We start from the raw sequence: 15,568 nt of genomic DNA, 5'->3' as shown, positions 1-15,568 counted from the left end.
TTGGTTGGTAACAGAATGCGACTAAGACTTTGCCATCTCCCCCCACGTGAGCTACGCCCATGTCCTCAGTAGAAGACGCCTTGATGCAGCGCATCCACCGCGAATTGCTGGATCACAGCGACGAAGAGCTGGAACTGGAACTGTCCGAAGACGGGCATGACCTCAACGCGCTGTTCGATGAACACGTCGGTGAAAGCAGCGAAAAAGCCGCCCGCAGGATTTATTTCAGCGAACTGTTCCGCCTGCAGGGCGAACTGGTGAAATTGCAGAGTTGGGTAGTCAAGACCGGCCACAAAGTCGTGATTTTGTTCGAAGGCCGCGATGCCGCCGGTAAAGGCGGCGTGATCAAGCGTATTACCCAACGCCTCAACCCCCGAGTGTGCCGCGTGGCTGCCCTGCCCGCGCCGAATGACCGTGAACAGACCCAGTGGTACTTCCAGCGCTACGTCTCGCACCTTCCGGCCGCCGGCGAAATCGTGCTGTTCGACCGCAGTTGGTACAACCGCGCCGGCGTCGAACAAGTGATGGGCTTTTGCAACGACGACCAGTACGAGGAATTCTTCCGCACCGTGCCGGAATTCGAGCGCATGCTGGCCCGCTCCGGTATCCAACTGATCAAGTACTGGTTCTCCATCTCCGACCAGGAACAGCACCTGCGCTTTTTAAGCCGCATTCACGACCCGCTCAAGCAGTGGAAACTCAGCCCCATGGACCTGGAGTCCCGTCGACGCTGGGAGGCCTACACCAAGGCCAAGGAGATCATGCTCGAGCGCACCCACATCGCCGAAGCGCCATGGTGGGTGGTGCAGGCCGATGACAAGAAGAAAGCCCGGCTCAACTGCATCAACCACCTGTTGAACCAAATGCCCTACGAAGAAGTGGAGCTGCCGGTGATCGAACTGCCGCAACGCGTGCGGCATGAGGAGTATTCGCGCAGCCCCACACCGCCCGAACTGATCGTGCCGCAGCTGTACTGATCCGAACACGCTGTTGACGTGGTGCGGCGCTGCACACCCACGTGTGGGAGCTGGCTTGCCTGCGAAGGCGTAGTGTCAGTCGCTGAATAGGCTAACTGAACCACCGCTCTCGCAGGCAAGCCAGCTCCCACAGTTGATCGTATTTCAGCCGGGTGTACGCGGTGCGTTCAAACATTGCCTCAAGCGCGCGCACCGATCAGCACCAGCACCCCGCCCCATTGCGTCACTCGGATCGGCAGGCTTTGCTCCAGCGCCTCCAGGGTCTGGCGCGCATCGTCCAACGGAAACCGCCCCGTCACCCGCAACCCCGCCACCTTGGCATCCAGCCGCACGATGCCACTGCGATACGGCCGGATCGCGTCCACCACCGTGGCCAACGTCTGGTTGCGTACCACCAGCCAGCCGTCCAGCCAAGCGGTCTCGGTTGTCGCCATGGGCACTTGGGTCAGGACTCGTTGGTGGTCGAACAACGTGCTCTGGTGCATGCCGATCCGTTGCTGGGCGCCGCCCTCAAAGTGCAGCACCGCGTCGGCGTCGAGGGTAACCAGGCGCATGGCACTGCCCTGCTCGCTCAGCATCAGCCGGCCACTGGTAGCACTGACGCGACCGGCGCGGGTGTTGACCTGCAACGGGCGCAGCACGTCCACCAGCATTTCACCTGCCCGCAATTCAAGGCTGCGTGGGTCGGCGGACAGTTTGGAAACCACCTGGCTACGGGCATTGAGCTTGAGCGTGCTGCCGTCCGCCAGTTGCCAGGTGCGGCGTTCGGCGGTGCCCGTGGCGTAGGTCTGCCCCGCCTCTTCAAAGCGCGACACCCAGCCCACTCCCGCCGCCAACCCCACCGCACACAGGCTGGTGCGCAAGAACGCGCGGCGGCTGTTGGGATGCTCCAGGCTGCGCAACAACTGCGCGCTGGAACGCCCGCGCCAGGGCGAGGCCTTCAACTGGTCAAGGCCGGCAATAAGCTGCTGGTACACCTGGCGGTGATGGGCCGAGGTGCTGCGCCATTCATCCAGCGCCTCCTGCTGCGCGGGCGTGAACTCGCCGGATTGGATCTGCACCAGCCAACCGATGGCCTCTTCGGCCACCGGGTCGTTCAACGGGTGTTTGCTCACTCGCTCAGCCCCAGGTAACAGGCGCGCAACGCCTGGGTCATCAACTGGTGGATACGCCCCAGCGACAGGCCCAAACGTTCGCTGATCTGGGTGTACGTCATGCCGTCCAACTGGCTGTGCACGAACACGGCCTTGGCCTGCCCCGACAACCCATCCAACAGGCGGTCGATGGCCAGCAGGCTCTCGATCAGGATCAACTGTTCCTGGGGTGACGGATGCACGTGCTCGGGCACTTCGGCAAGAATCTGCAAGTAGGCCCGCTCCAAGTCACGCCGACGCCAACTCTCGTACATCAGGCGTTGGGCGATGGTGGTCAACAGCGCGCGCGGTTCGCGGATAGCCGTCGGGTCGGGCAGCATCCAGACCTTGAGGAAGGTCTCGGCGGCAATGTCTTCTGCGCTGTGGCTGCAACCGGTGCGGTAGGACAAGCGCGCGCACAGCCAGCTGTAGTGCTGCTGGAAGATCTGCCCGATAAGTCGGGTCTTGAGCAAGGCATTCGGGTCCATAGGTCCATAATCTTCATGGACTGCACACGCCAGCGGACAAGTGGTGGTGGGCCTGTCGGGTTGAGGTAGACCTGCATCCAGGCAGGTGAATCCAGTTTGCCCCAGTGGGCATCACCAGATAAAAGAATAAAAAAAGTTAACAAACTGCATTTTTTGCATAACCTTCATCGGGCTTACGGGCACGACGAAGCACCGCCTGCAGCCGTCGCAGGCGGTGACGAAACGCGGTCAGTGAGTGGCCAATTGCGCCTCGACGCGTTCCTGCTGGCGCAGCGGTCGCACCAACCAGGTAACCACCGCGGTCAGCACCAGCAGGATCACCGCCAACGCCCACAGCACGCCATGGAAGGCGCTGTCGTAGCCGCCGATAAACAAGCTGTGCACAGTGCCGGCCTGTTCAGTGCCCAGGGTTTGCAACGAACCGGTGAGATTGCCGGCAGCCACTTCATCGATCCAGCGTTGCAAGGTGGTTGGATCCGGTGCCAGCCGGCTCAACGTGCCGCGCAGTTGGCTATCGAGCAAGGTCGCCAACAACGAGCCATACAACGCCACCGCAATCGCCTCACTGCCCAGACGGAAGGTGTTGAGCAAACCGGCGGCCATCCCGGCCTTCTGCTCCGGCACCGTCTTCAATGCCAGGCCATCTACCAGACCCGCCGACAGCCCCATGCCGATACCCACCAGCAATAATGGCAACGCCAATTGCCACAGGGTCACGCCGACCTGGCTGACCAATGCCAACGCCACCACGCCCACCAGCAACGCAATCAGGCTGGCCTTGAGAATGCCGATCGCCGACACCCCGCGCGCCGCCCACTTGCCCGCCAGGATCGGGCAAAACAGCATCGGCACCGTCAGCAGCAGCATCGCCAGGCCCGCATGGGTCGCGCTCAATTGCAGCACGCCGAACAGGTAGCTCGGCAGGTACGTCAGCAACGTCACAAAGCCAAACGACGCCGCCACGGTGACCAGCGCCAGCCCCACGAACGGGCCACTCGACAGCAGCGACAGGTCGAGCATTGGCTGCAAGTGACGCCGCTCCTGCCAGGTGAACACCGCGAGCAACACCGCCGACACAGCCACCAGGCCGAGCACGCCCGTGCTGGTCCACCCCCATTGCGAGCCCTGCACGATAGCGACCATCAACGCCAACAACGCCAGTACAAACAGCGTCGCGCCCGGCACGTCGAACCGTGCGGTGCGCTCAGCCAGTTGCCCGTCTCGGGTGATCAATGGGCTGCCCAGCAACACAATCACCAGGGTTACCGCATGCGCCCAGAAAATCGCGCGCCAACCGACGCTGTCGAGCAGCAGCCCGGACAACGTCGGGCCCAGGCTCACCCCCAGCCCTGCCACCGTGCCGAACAAGGCGAACGCCCGCAGCCGCGCCGGGCCGTCAAAGTGGGTGGACAAAATGGCGATGCCGCACGAGAAAATCGCCGCCGCCCCAATGCCCGCCAGCCCCCGCGCCACGTCCAGCAACCAGGCGCTCTCGGCCACTGCCGACAGCACCGAAGCCACCACATACAGCGACGCACCGGCCACGAAGCAGCGCTTGCGCCCGAGCCGATCCGCCAGCGCACCCCACGCCAGAGTGAAGCAGGCAAAGGCCAGGTTGAAGGCGTTGACCACCCATTGCAGGCTGGTCAGCGGCGCCTGGATATCCGCGCCAATCGCCGGCAGCGCCAGGGCCGTGCCGGAGATGGAGCTGGGCACGACGAAGATCGCCAGCAGGATGATGCTGAGTAGAGCCGTATCGGCAAACGAGTTTTTCATGGGTCCTTCCAAGGTCAGGTTGAAGTGAAGCCGTGCACCGGCAAGCGGGCAGGACGGCGCAAGATGATGCCGTCGACCCAGGGCACCTGGTCCGCCGGCACCGCCAGGCGCAGGTTGGGAAAGCGCTGCAGCAAAATCTGCAACACCGTGGTGATTTCCAGCCGCGCCAGCGCCGCGCCCATGCAGTTGTGCATGCCGTAGCCGAACTGCAAATGCCGCGCATCGTTGCGGTCCAGGCGTATCACCAAGGGGTCTGGGAATACCGCCGGGTCACGGTTGGCGGCAAACGCATCGGCATAGATGATGCTGCCCTCGGGGATCAGCCCCCAAGGTCCTTCCAGGTCGACGCTGGCCAGGCGCGGGAAGGTCGAGATGGTGCCCAGCGGGATTATCCGCAGCAGTTCTTCCACCGCGCTGGGTATCAGCGCCGGATCGTCGACCAGTTGCTGCCACAACTGCGGCGCGGCCAACAGGGTGTACACCGACTTGGTCAGCACGGTGAGGATGTTCTGATCCCCGCCGATCAACACCCCGAGCAGAATGCCCACCAGTTCCTTGTCATTGAGCGGCGGTTCGCTGTCGGCACGGGTGGCAACAAACCGCTGGATCAGGCCATCCGGGTCGGTGGGCCGTGCGCCAGTGACCAGGTCGGTCAGGTAGTTGTATACGCCCCAGAACTGGCTCAACAGCTCCGGCACATCGGCATCTGACGCCACCTGCACGGTGTGGCTCAAGGGCCGGTAGTACTCGCGGTCACTCAAGGGAATGCCAAGCAACTGGCAGTCGACGGTCGCCGGGATATGGTCGAGTACCTGGGCAAACAGGTCCGCGCCAGGAGCCTGGCGTTGCAGTACGTCGAGGCGTGCGTGGGTGGCTTGCTCAGTTTTTTCCCGCAGCACCGCGACGCCACTGGGGCTGAAATCCCGGGCGACTACCTTACGCAGGCGACCGTGATCGGGAATGTCGTTGTTCAGCAGCAATTCCGGCGGCGTGATGGTGGGCAGGAAACTCGCGCCGTCCTCTTCGTTGCATGGGGCACGGATCGCGCGGTTGTCCAGCAACAAGGCCTGCACATGTTCGTAGCGGGTCAAGTGAAAGGCCAGGTGACCGCTGGGCAGCAGTATCCTCGGCAAGCCATTGGCCGGACTGGCGAGTTGATAAGCCGGCGGCGCATCCAGGTTGGGAATGCGCGCAACGGTGACCTGGGGTTCGGCACTCACGGCAATATTCATCAGGCAGTCTCCACGGCGGGTTGCAACAGGCTGACGCCGGTGAGGCGCTGCAACTGGGCAAGGGCACGGTGGTTGTCGGTGAAGTGCAATACTTGCCAACCCAAGGCGGCGGCGGCTTCGATGTTCTCGGCCACGTCGTCGATCAACAGGCTGTGCCTGGCGGCGACGCCGGAGCGTTCGATGGCCACCTGGAAAAACGCCGCCTCCGGCTTGCGGGTGCGTTCCCGGCTGGAGTCGACAATCAGGTCGACCACCGCGTCCAGGCCCACCATGGCACGCCAGTGCTGCTCCCACTCCACCACGTTATTGGTGAGGATGCCGACACGAAAACCGGCGCGTTTGAGTGCCCGTACGGCTGCAATCAGGGGCGCATTGGGTGGCACGCCTGCAAACCATTGTTCGCCGAAAGACTGCAAGCGGGCGCGGCTCAAGTCGATCTGCGGATCGCGTCGGCGCAGCGCCTGCTCCAGCCGCTGCCCCCAATCCTGCTCGGTCAGCAAGGCACTTTCTACCGGCGCCAGCATTGGCACGCCAAGGTCATCGGCCACATCGCTCATGGCCTGTTGCAACACCCGTGGCGCAAGACCGGTCTTGACCTGGTACTGCTCGAACAACGCCGGAATCGGTGGCGACAGCACGCCGCCAAAATCAAACCAGACAAACTGCACGTCACTCATCGCACACCCCCTGCTACCAGCGCCAATGGCGGGTTGGCAACCACGGGCAGCAACTCCAGCTCGGCAGTGGCGATCACGGCCCCGCCCTGCTCCACATCCAATGCCAGGGTGATGCGCCCGTGTTCGTCACGGGCCAGACGGTTGAGATCGGCGCGCACGCGCGTCGGCAAACCAAACTCGCCAAACCGGGTGAATACCACGTGGCAACTGGACAACAGCAATTGCTCGGGGCCGGTCTGCAACTGCCGGTCAGCCACCACCAGGGCGACCTGGCGGAAGCCTTCGAGCAGCAACATGCCAGGGATATGGTCCAGTGGGTGGTCGAAGATCGCCGGGTTGTTCAGGTCGACAATCAGCGGGGCCACCAGGCTTTCGGCGCCCTGCTCCAAGTCGCGGCCCAGCACCACATTGTTCAACCAGTGACGGCCCACGGCAGCGGGACTCAACGGCGCTGGCAGCTGTGCCAACGGGTCGGCATCGGCCGGTATGGCCGCCAGGCCACGGGCGCGCATCTTGTTCCACGCAGCCGTACTCATCCAGCGGATGCTCATGCGCTCATGGCGCGCCGCGACTTCGCCATTGATGCTCAGCGACATATTCAGCGTGACGCCACTGCGTTCGCCGTGGCGCAGGTACTCATCGACCACATACACATCGATCTCCGCCGACGCCGGACGGTCACCCACTACCAGCAGACTACGCTCGATAACACGGGTGACGCTGTCCAAGTAGATGAACTTGTCTTGGGCGCTGACATCCAGGAACGCATGGGAAATATAGATCGACGCTTGGCGGAATACTTCCAGCAACAACAACATGTCGTAGTGCGCGGCACGGTGAGTATGTTCACTGAAGTAACTGTGGGTGCGCGGTAGTTGTGCGCTGCAGCGAAAGTGTCCGTCTTTCACCAGTTCCGCGCCTGTCAGGAATACTTCACTGACCGCAGCACGGTGCACCATGCTGCGTGGCACGGTGTTTTCACAACGTGCCGGCGACACGGGGCTGGCTTGATTTACAACCGACAATTCAGACATGGGCATCTGTCTCCTGATGAGCTTTTCCGTAAGCGTGCAGACCGCTCTGCCAATTCGACGCTTCGAACTTTGCAGGCTTTGCGCGGACAACCGGTGCTGGCTGTCAGTACCCTTGTGCAGATACTCCCTTATATTTTCACCGCGCACTTAGATCAGTTTGATCGAAGCTTATGCGCTCAACAAAATCATCTAGCCACCGAACTAAGTGTTCTAACTTAGTACTGAAAATCTGCCGACGAAGTTGCTCAATCTCGTAAAGAACATCACGACCCGGAGCAGATTTGCATGTTGAAAACAGGATTCACCCTGGCGCCGCTGGCCTGCGCTTTGGCCTTGGGCGGGCTGGCGCTGCCGACACTGGCGTTGGCCCAAACGGATGCGGCGTCGGTGCAAAGCGTCATCGACTTCAATATCCCCGCAGGCCCCTTGGATGAAGTGCTGCTGAGCATTTCGCAACAGAGCGGCCATCCGATTGCGTTCGACCCACCCTTGGTAGAAGGCCGCGCGAGTCGTTCGATCCAGGGGCGCTTGAGCCAGGAACAGGCATTGGGGATTGCCTTGAGCGGCTCGCAGTTGGGTTTCAGCCAGACCGCCAGCGGCGCAGTGTTGATTCACCGGCTGGCCGACAACACCGCACCGGCGGCGGCAATCAGCAGCGAGCCCCAGGCGCCAAGGCTTAAATCTGTCGAGGTCATCGGTACCCGGCGCAGTGACGTGACCGCCCTGCAAAGCTCGGCCCCGGTGGATGTGATCAGCAGCGAACAGCTGGAACGCGCCGGCACCGACAACCTGGCCAAGGCCCTGGAAACCCTGGTGCCTTCGGTGAACTACCCGCAGGTCAACGGCACCGACGGCGTGTCATCGCAGCGGCCGGTGTCGTTGCGCGGGTTGGCGGCCGATCAGGTGCTGGTGCTGGTCAACGGCAAGCGTCGGCATGCCTCGGCCTTCGTCAATACCAAGGCCACCATCGGCCGTGGCTCGCAGTCAGTGGACCTGTCGACCATCCCCGTGAGCGCCGTTGACCATATCGAAGTGTTGCGCGATGGCGCCTCGGCCCAATACGGCTCGGACGCGATTGCCGGGGTGATCAATATTGTGCTCAAGGAGGAGGACCACGGCGGCGCGGTGCAAAGCACCTTTGGCAAGTACACCAAGGGCGACGGTTTTCGCCGTTCGGTAGGCGGCTGGACCGGCTTTACCTTGCCCGGCGATGGCTTCCTCACCCTCAGCGGCGAGGGCCTGCGCAGCGAACGCACGTCCACCGGCGGCACCGATGGCCGCCAGTTCTACCCCACTGGCGATGCCCGCGAAGCAGACGCCGACCGGCACTGGCGCTACGGTTCGCCGGGCCTTGAGGATTGGAACCTGGCCCTTAATGCCGGCCTGTCATTGAACGACAGCGTCGACCTCTACGGCTTCGCCACCTACCAGGACCGTACCGGCGAATCCCAAGCCACCTTTCGGCGCCCTATCGACCCCAACAACTTGAACGCTGTGTACCCCAACGGCTTTCTGCCGCTGCTGGACGTACGCTCGCGAGACGCCTCGGTCACCGGCGGCGTGAAGATCCGCGATGACAGCCTCGGCACCTTCGACCTCAGCGCCAACTATGGGCGCAACCGCATCGACTATCACCTCAGTGACTCGCTCAACGCCAGCCTCGGGCCAACCAGCCCAACCAGCTTCAATGCCGGTGCGCTGGTCAATGAGCAAACCAACGTCGGTCTCGATCACGTAAAGGAATTCAAAGTGGGTTGGGGGGCGGGCCCGCTGGTATTTTCCAGCGGCCTGGCATGGCGCAACGAATCGTATGAAGTGATTGCCGGCGACCTCGCCTCCTGGACCCACGGTACCGCCCTGCCCACCCGCGCCGGCGGCGCCCAGGGCTTCCCCGGCACCCAGGACAGTGACGAAGGCCGGTATGCGCGCCATGTGTTCGGCGGCTACCTGGGCCTGGAGCAGCAAGTCACCGAGAAACTGCAACTGGGCCTGGCCGGGCGCAGCGAGCACTACGATGACTTTGGCACCACCACCACCGGCAAATTTTCCGCACGCTATGACTTCACGCCGCAGTGGGGCCTGCGTTCGACCCTGAGCAGCGGCTATCGCGCCCCCACGCTCGGCCAGATCGGCACCTCGGCGACCCAGACCGAGTTCAAGGCCGGCGACCCCACCGCGTATCAAGTGGGCACCGTCAGCGTGAACACACCGGTTGCGCGTGCGCTTGGCGCCACCGACCTGAAACCGGAGAAGTCCACCAGCCTGTCCCTCGGCGTGGTGTGGCAGCCGACTGAGCGGGGCAGCGTCAGCGTGGATGCGTACCACATTCGCATCAAGGACCGTATCGCCCTGTCGGAAACCCTCAGCGGCACCCAGGTCAGCCAGATCCTGGCCAATGAAGGCTATGGCAACTACTCCGGCGTGAGCTTTTTCACCAATGCCCTGGACACCAAGACCAGCGGCGTTGACGTGGCCGCCCACTATCGTCTGGACCTGGCGGACGCCAGCCAACTGACGCTCAACGGCGCCTTCAACTACAGCAAGACCCAGGTCACCGATATCAAGGACAACCCCGGCCCGTTGGCAGGTACCGGTATCACCCTGATCAACCGCGAAGCCCTCAGCTATGTGGAAAGCGCTTCGCCCAACAGCAAGCTGATCCTCGGAGCCGACTGGCGCAAAGGTGCGTGGCAGGCCAGCTGGAACACCATTCGCTACGGCACCTACACCCTTGACTCCAACCTCGGCGAAGCCCGCGACCAGACCTTTTCCGCGCAATGGGTGAGCAACGCCAGCGTGTCCTACGACATCAACCAGGCACTGACCCTGACCCTGGGCGGCAACAACATCTTTGACAGCTACCCGGACAAGATCGACGTGGCCAACCGCTTTGTCGGCGGGCGCGTGGCGTACCAAAGCATCTCCCCGGCGGGTGCCGAAGGCGCCTTCTACTACGTGAAAGCCGACTACCGCTTCTGAGGACTTCCCATGAGTTTTGATCCTGTGCGTTTTATCCAAGTGTTCGAACATGACTTTGCCCAAGCCAAGCAGTTATTGATCAAGCACCAGGTGTTGTCGGCCAATGAGGCGGGGAATATCAGCCTGCGCATTCCCGGCGAGCAGCGGCTGGTGATTGCCTCGCTGAGCGGTGCGGACAGTGGCGTGTCAGCGATCGTGGATTTCGACTTGCAGCACAGCCAGGGCAGCCTGACTGACAACCTCAAGGAAGTGGCGGCGCTGCATGTGGCGATCTACCGCGAACGGCCACAGGTGAATGCGGTGATTCATACGCACTCGCCGTATCTGACGGCGTTTGCGATTGCCGGGCGACCGTTGCGGGCGCACGCCTCGCAATTGTTGGGCATTCTCGACGAAGACCAGGAGATCCCGTTGACCGCTTGGGGCCCGCGTTACGCACCGGAGCCCGTTGTGGCGGCCTTGCGCGAACACCCGCGTGCGCCGGCGGCGCTGTTATTGAATCACGGGCCCTTTGCCTGGTCGGAGCGCGATGTGTTGGCGGCGACGCGGCTGCTGATCAATCTGGAAGAAGCGGCCTACCTGACGTTCCTGGCGGCCCAGCTCGGCACGCCGCAGCCGTTTCCCGCAGGCGCGGCACAGCGTTCGCGCCTGGGCTGGAGCGCCCCATGACGGCTGCTCCGCGAACCAACTGTGGGAGCTGGCTTGCCTGCGATGGCGCCCGCTCAATCAACCACCTTCCATCAGGTACAACTCAGCCCACTTGTGGGAGCGGGCTTGCTCGCGAAGACGGCATTCGAGCCGCAGCGTCTGTTGGATCAGCCCAAGGACATATCCATGCCTCCTTGGCGCTGGTTGCTTTATTGGCCTTTAGCGCTCTCCCGGCTTTCGCGGAGCCCCTTCTGGAACGTGCGCAATCGCGCGGCACCTTGAACGTTTGCACCAGCGATGAATTCCCACCCTTCAAAACGCTGGACGCCCAGGGCAAGCCCTCCGGCCTGATCATGGATTTGATCGTCGACTTGCAACAGCAGCTCTCCGCCCGTGTCGGCCAGGCGCTGAAGCTGTCTCTGGTGCAGGTCAATCCGCTGAACCGCTTGCTGTTCCTCGACCAAGGCCGCTGCGAAGTGTTGGTCACGTCCTTGCTCGACACCCCCGCGCGTCGCCGCGAAGTGGATTTTGCCAGCCCCGGTTTCTACAGCTCGGCGACCACGGTCTTCGCGCCTAAGTCCACGGCTGTACCCGATTGGGAGAGCCTGAGGGGCAAGACCCTCTGCGCGCCCGCCACCAGTGTGTGGGTGCGCCCATTCGAAAACCGCTACGGGGTGCAGTTCGCTTCGTTCAACGGTACCGCCGAGGTGCGCAAGGCCGTGGCCGACAGCCGCTGCCTGGGCGCGATGGGCGACGATGCGTTGTACAGCGCCCTTGCTCGTCAACCCGAGTGGGCCGATTACGAGGTCAAGCTTCCAGGCCAAGACCCGGCACCGTGGGGCATTGCGCTGCGCAAGGGGCAGCCTGAGTTGCTGGCGGCGGTGTCGGACATTGTCGAAGGCTGGCACGCCAACGGGTTGATCATCCAACTGGAACAGCGTTACGGCCTGGCGCCAAATGCCTGGGTGGCGCAGCAGCATTCGCAGGCACGGCATGAGTGAGATCAGTCTGCGTCTGTGGCTGGAGCAGCATGGCGTGCTGCTGAGCATTGTGTGGGACCCGATGGACCGTCAGCGCTTCCTGCTGGGCCTGGGCCTGACCTTGGGGTTGTCGGTGGCAAGCATTGGGCTGTCGCTGATCCTCGGGGTATTTGGCGCGGCCGGCCTGGGTGCGCGTCGCCCGCTGTGGCGCGGCATCAGCAGCGCTTACGTCGCGTTGTTTCGCAATACGCCACTGCTGGTACAGCTGTTCTTTTTCTACTTCGGCGTCGGTGCGCTACTGCCTTTGGTGGACGGCGTGCGCCTGCTCAATGGCACGCAATGGGCGATCATCGTGATCGGCCTGCACAACGGCGCGTTCCAGGCGCAGAACCTGCGCGCCGGGATCGACGCCGTCCCGCACTCCACGCTGCAAGCGGCGGCCGCCCTCGGGCTGCAGGGCCGTACGGTGTTAGTGCATATCGTGCTGCCGCTGGCCCTGCGCAACAGCCTGCCGGCGATGGGCAATACGGTGGTGCAGACCATCAAGTCCACGTCGATTGCCTACGCAATTGCGGTACCGGAACTGCTCTATGCGAGCAACCGGATCTGGTCCGACAACTTCAACGTCGCCGAGATGATGCAGGTGCTGCTGGTGGTCTGGCTGCTGTTGATCGGCGTCAGCAGTTGGCTGCTGCGCCGCCTGGAAGCGCGCCTGCGGCTGCCCGGCCAGGAGTTGCCCGATGCTGCCTGAACCGTTGCTGTTGCTGTGGCAGTGGGCGCCGGCGCTGTTGCAAGGCTTTGGTCTGAATATCTTGATGGGCGTCACGGCGATGCTGGTGGCGACGCTGGCCGGTGTGTTGCTCGGCAGCTTGCAGGTCAGCGCCCAGCCAAACCTGCGCCGCAGCGCCGGCTACCTGAGCCGTCTACTGCGCAACCTGCCGTGGCTGGTGGTGATGTTCTACGTGGCCTACCTGTTGCCCTATGAAGTGCATTGGGCCGGGCGTTGGTGGCAGTTGCCGGACTGGCTCAAGGTCGCCCTGGGACTGGCGTTGCCCGCCATCGGCTATGTTTCGGAGATCGTGCGCGGCGCTGTGCGTGCGGTGCCCACGGGCCAGTGGCAAGCCGCCCACGCCTTGGGGTTGGGCCACGGCCAGGCGCTGCGCTACGTGATCATCCCGCAGACCCTGCCGAGCCTGGTCGCGCCGTGGGTGAACCTGTATTGCGCGGTGACCATGTCCACTTCCCTGGCCAATCTGCTGGGGGTGGAAGAGCTGATGACCACCGTGCAATCGCACCTCTCCACCCAACTGCGCAGCGACCTGCTGTTGCCTGCCTACGGCTTGGTCTTCATCGCGTTCTTTCTTTACATCTACCCCCTCTCCCGCCTGGCCAAACGGCTGGAGCGCTCATGAGCACCCAACGCATGCGTGACGACACTCTTCTGACCCACCTGGGACGCGACCCCGCCAGCCACGAAGGCAGCGTGAACACCCCGGTTTATCGCAGCTCCACCTTTATCTGGCCCGACACCAGCACCTTGCCAAACCACCTGCACAACGCCGATGACCCGCATTACCGCGGCCATATCTACGGTCGCAACGGCAACCCCACCACCGCCGCGTTCGAAGACGCGGTAGCGCAGTTGGAGGGTGGTTTTCGGGGGCTGATCATGCCCAGCGGGCTGGCGTCGATTGTCGGCGCGGTGTTGGCGGTGGCACGGGCCGGCGACCATATCCTGGTGACCGACAATTGCTACTGGCATGCGCGCCAGGTGTTCGACCAGATCCTGCCGCGCTACGGCATCCAGGCCACATATTTTGCGCCGATGCTGGGCGAGGACATCGCCGGGTTGATCCAACCCAATACCCGCCTGGTGTACGCCGAAGCCCCCGGTTCCAGCACGTTTGAAGTGCAGGACATTCCCGCCCTCGCGCGTGCTGCCCACGCCCACGGTGCGCTGCTGATGCTGGATAACACCTGGGCCACGCCGCTGTTTTTCAAGGCGTTCGAACACGGCGTGGACATCTCGATCCACGCCGCCACCAAATACCTGGTGGGCCACAGCGACGCCATGCTTGGCGTGATCGTCACCACTGAGCCGTTGTACGCCGGTGTGCGCGAAACCGTGCGCCAATTGGGCTACATCGCCAGTGCCGATGACGCCTATCTCGGCCTGCGCGGCCTGCGTACCCTCGGCGTGCGTTTGCGCCAGCACCAAAGCAGCGCGTTGACCGTTGCGCGCTGGTTGCAACAGCGCCCGGAAGTCGCCCAGGTGCTGCATCCCGCGCTGCCTGGAGCCTCGGGGCACGCGATCTTCCAACGCGATTTTCTCGGTTCCACCGGCTTGTTCGGCGTAGTGCTCAAGCCCGCCCCCGAGCCACTGATCAACACCTTCCTCGAAAGCCTGCGCCTGTTTGCCATGGGCGCCAGTTGGGGCGGTTTCGAAAGCCTGATCCGCACACAGCAACGCCATCCCACGGCACAGATCGCCGCTGGCGTGTTGCTGCGCCTGCATGTGGGCCTTGAGGCGGTCGAGGACTTGATCGCCGACCTGCAACAAGCCCTGGAACACTTGAGTGTCACCCAACCATCGTCACGGAGTCTGCCATGAGCCAAGCCCTGCCCACCCACTACAGCATTTGCCCGCTGCTGGTCGCATCCAATCTCGCCGTGGAACTCGGCTGGCTGGATGAGGAATACCAACGCGTCGGCGCCGAAGCGATCTACCTGCGCTCGCTGCCCGACAACCAAGGCTGGCTGCCCCACTTCACCCACGGCGAATCACGCCTGGTCCGCGACGGCGGTGCAGTACCGGCGTTGTGGGCCCGTGCCGACCAGGCCGATACGCTGCTGGTGGCCACTACCGCCACCCAGCGTGCCGGCCAGGTACTGGTGCGTGCCGACGGTCGCATCCGCCAGGTCGCGGACTTGTTCGGCAAGCGCATTGGCGTGCCGGTGAGCCGCAACAAGGCGCGGGTGGATGTGCTCAAGGCCCTGGCCGAACACGGGTTGTTCAACGCGCTGCAACTGGCGGGGCTTGAGCCGTCGCAAGTGCGGTTGATCGAGCTTGAGGACGAAGGCGACCCCCACGCCTTGCAACCTGCGGTGCGGCCTTCGGCGTTCTGGTCGCAGCTGCATGGCCTGCACGGCAAGCCGGGGCATGAGGTGCGCGCCCTGGCCGAAGGCCGTGTGGACGCGGTGCATATCGCCGCCGGGCATGTACCCGCGCTGCTCGCCAGCGGTGAATTCACCGTGATCGAAGACCTGGAACGCTACCCGGACTGGACCCTCAAGAACCACAACGGCCCCTACGCCACCACGGTCAACCGCGCCTTCGCCGAAGAACACCCGGACGTGGTGGTGGCCTTCCTGCGCGCCGCCATCCGTGCCGGACGCTGGATCAACAGCCACCGTGACGCGGCGGCCGAACTCTTCACCCGGGTCACCTTCTTGCCGGATGCCGCGTTTATCCGCAGCGCCATCGCCGAGCTGGATTTTGTGCCGCAACTGGGCCCGCAGAACCTTGCGGCCCTGGAGTTGAAGAAGGACTTCCTGGTGCAGCGCGGCTTCCTGCAGAACGATTTCAGCGTGCACGAATGGGCCCAACCCGATTTTCTCGCCAGAGCCCACGCCGGGCTCTGACG

The 15,568-nt window shown here is 63.5% G+C and carries 14 protein-coding genes; 8 read left to right on the top strand and 6 right to left on the bottom strand.

The window, feature by feature from the left end; all coding sequences use genetic code 11:
• Positions 1–59 precede the first annotated feature (59 nt).
• Complete coding sequence (gene ppk2, locus CFE47_RS02765) at positions 60–977, top strand: polyphosphate kinase 2 (RefSeq protein WP_286835396.1); 918 nt, start codon at positions 60–62, stop codon at positions 975–977.
• Between the two features lie 179 nt (positions 978–1,156).
• Here ppk2 and CFE47_RS02760 read toward each other — a convergent pair whose 3' ends face one another.
• The 6 genes from CFE47_RS02760 to CFE47_RS02735 form a co-directional block, all read right to left on the bottom strand.
• Complete coding sequence (locus tag CFE47_RS02760) at positions 1,157–2,092, bottom strand: FecR family protein (protein WP_286835395.1); 936 nt, start codon at positions 2,090–2,092, stop codon at positions 1,157–1,159.
• Positions 2,089–2,598: a sigma-70 family RNA polymerase sigma factor gene (locus CFE47_RS02755; RefSeq protein WP_105696888.1), complete on the bottom strand. Its 510-nt coding sequence runs from the start codon at positions 2,596–2,598 to the stop codon at positions 2,089–2,091. The genes CFE47_RS02760 and CFE47_RS02755 overlap by 4 nt, the downstream gene beginning before the upstream one ends.
• Before the next feature lie 228 nt (positions 2,599–2,826).
• On the bottom strand, positions 2,827–4,374 hold the full coding sequence (locus CFE47_RS02750; RefSeq protein WP_286835394.1) for an MFS transporter: 1,548 nt from the start codon (positions 4,372–4,374) through the stop codon (positions 2,827–2,829).
• Positions 4,375–4,388: 14 nt separating this feature from the next.
• Positions 4,389–5,606: a cytochrome P450 gene (locus CFE47_RS02745; RefSeq protein ID WP_286835393.1), complete on the bottom strand. Its 1,218-nt coding sequence runs from the start codon at positions 5,604–5,606 to the stop codon at positions 4,389–4,391.
• On the bottom strand, positions 5,606–6,283 hold the full coding sequence (locus tag CFE47_RS02740) for an HAD family hydrolase (RefSeq protein WP_286835392.1): 678 nt from the start codon (positions 6,281–6,283) through the stop codon (positions 5,606–5,608). Before CFE47_RS02740 ends, CFE47_RS02745 begins: the two co-directional genes overlap by 1 nt.
• On the bottom strand, positions 6,280–7,317 hold the full coding sequence (locus CFE47_RS02735; protein ID WP_286835391.1) for a ScbA/BarX family gamma-butyrolactone biosynthesis protein: 1,038 nt from the start codon (positions 7,315–7,317) through the stop codon (positions 6,280–6,282). The genes CFE47_RS02740 and CFE47_RS02735 overlap by 4 nt, the downstream gene beginning before the upstream one ends.
• Before the next feature lie 285 nt (positions 7,318–7,602).
• Between CFE47_RS02735 and CFE47_RS02730 the strand changes: the two genes are divergently transcribed.
• The 7 genes from CFE47_RS02730 (at position 7,603) to CFE47_RS02700 (ending at position 15,566) form a co-directional block, all read left to right on the top strand.
• Positions 7,603–10,296 (top strand): TonB-dependent receptor, encoded by a 2,694-nt coding sequence (locus CFE47_RS02730; protein WP_286835390.1) that lies wholly within the window; start codon positions 7,603–7,605, stop codon positions 10,294–10,296.
• 9 nt (positions 10,297–10,305) lie between these two features.
• Entirely contained in the window at positions 10,306–10,965 is a 660-nt protein-coding gene (locus CFE47_RS02725; RefSeq protein WP_286835389.1) for a class II aldolase/adducin family protein, read from the top strand.
• 257 nt (positions 10,966–11,222) lie between these two features.
• A complete protein-coding gene (locus CFE47_RS02720) occupies positions 11,223–11,945 on the top strand; it encodes a transporter substrate-binding domain-containing protein (protein WP_286835388.1) in 723 nt (240 codons plus the stop codon).
• Positions 11,938–12,675, top strand: coding sequence for an amino acid ABC transporter permease (locus CFE47_RS02715; RefSeq protein ID WP_286835387.1), 738 nt, complete (start codon positions 11,938–11,940; stop codon positions 12,673–12,675). Before CFE47_RS02720 ends, CFE47_RS02715 begins: the two co-directional genes overlap by 8 nt.
• Positions 12,665–13,336, top strand: coding sequence for an amino acid ABC transporter permease (locus CFE47_RS02710; RefSeq protein ID WP_286835386.1), 672 nt, complete (start codon positions 12,665–12,667; stop codon positions 13,334–13,336). Before CFE47_RS02715 ends, CFE47_RS02710 begins: the two co-directional genes overlap by 11 nt.
• Entirely contained in the window at positions 13,333–14,535 is a 1,203-nt protein-coding gene (gene metC / locus CFE47_RS02705) for a cystathionine beta-lyase (RefSeq protein ID WP_286835385.1), read from the top strand. Before CFE47_RS02710 ends, metC begins: the two co-directional genes overlap by 4 nt.
• On the top strand, positions 14,532–15,566 hold the full coding sequence (locus tag CFE47_RS02700; protein WP_286835384.1) for an ABC transporter substrate-binding protein: 1,035 nt from the start codon (positions 14,532–14,534) through the stop codon (positions 15,564–15,566). The genes metC and CFE47_RS02700 overlap by 4 nt, the downstream gene beginning before the upstream one ends.
• Positions 15,567–15,568: the final 2 nt, after the last annotated feature.

This window comes from Pseudomonas sp. PGPPP1, from assembly GCF_002255865.1.
GTDB lineage: Bacteria > Pseudomonadota > Gammaproteobacteria > Pseudomonadales > Pseudomonadaceae > Aquipseudomonas > Aquipseudomonas cremoris.
The sequence above is the reverse complement of the archived record's forward strand: the minus strand, read 5'-3'. Positions and strand labels throughout refer to the sequence as shown.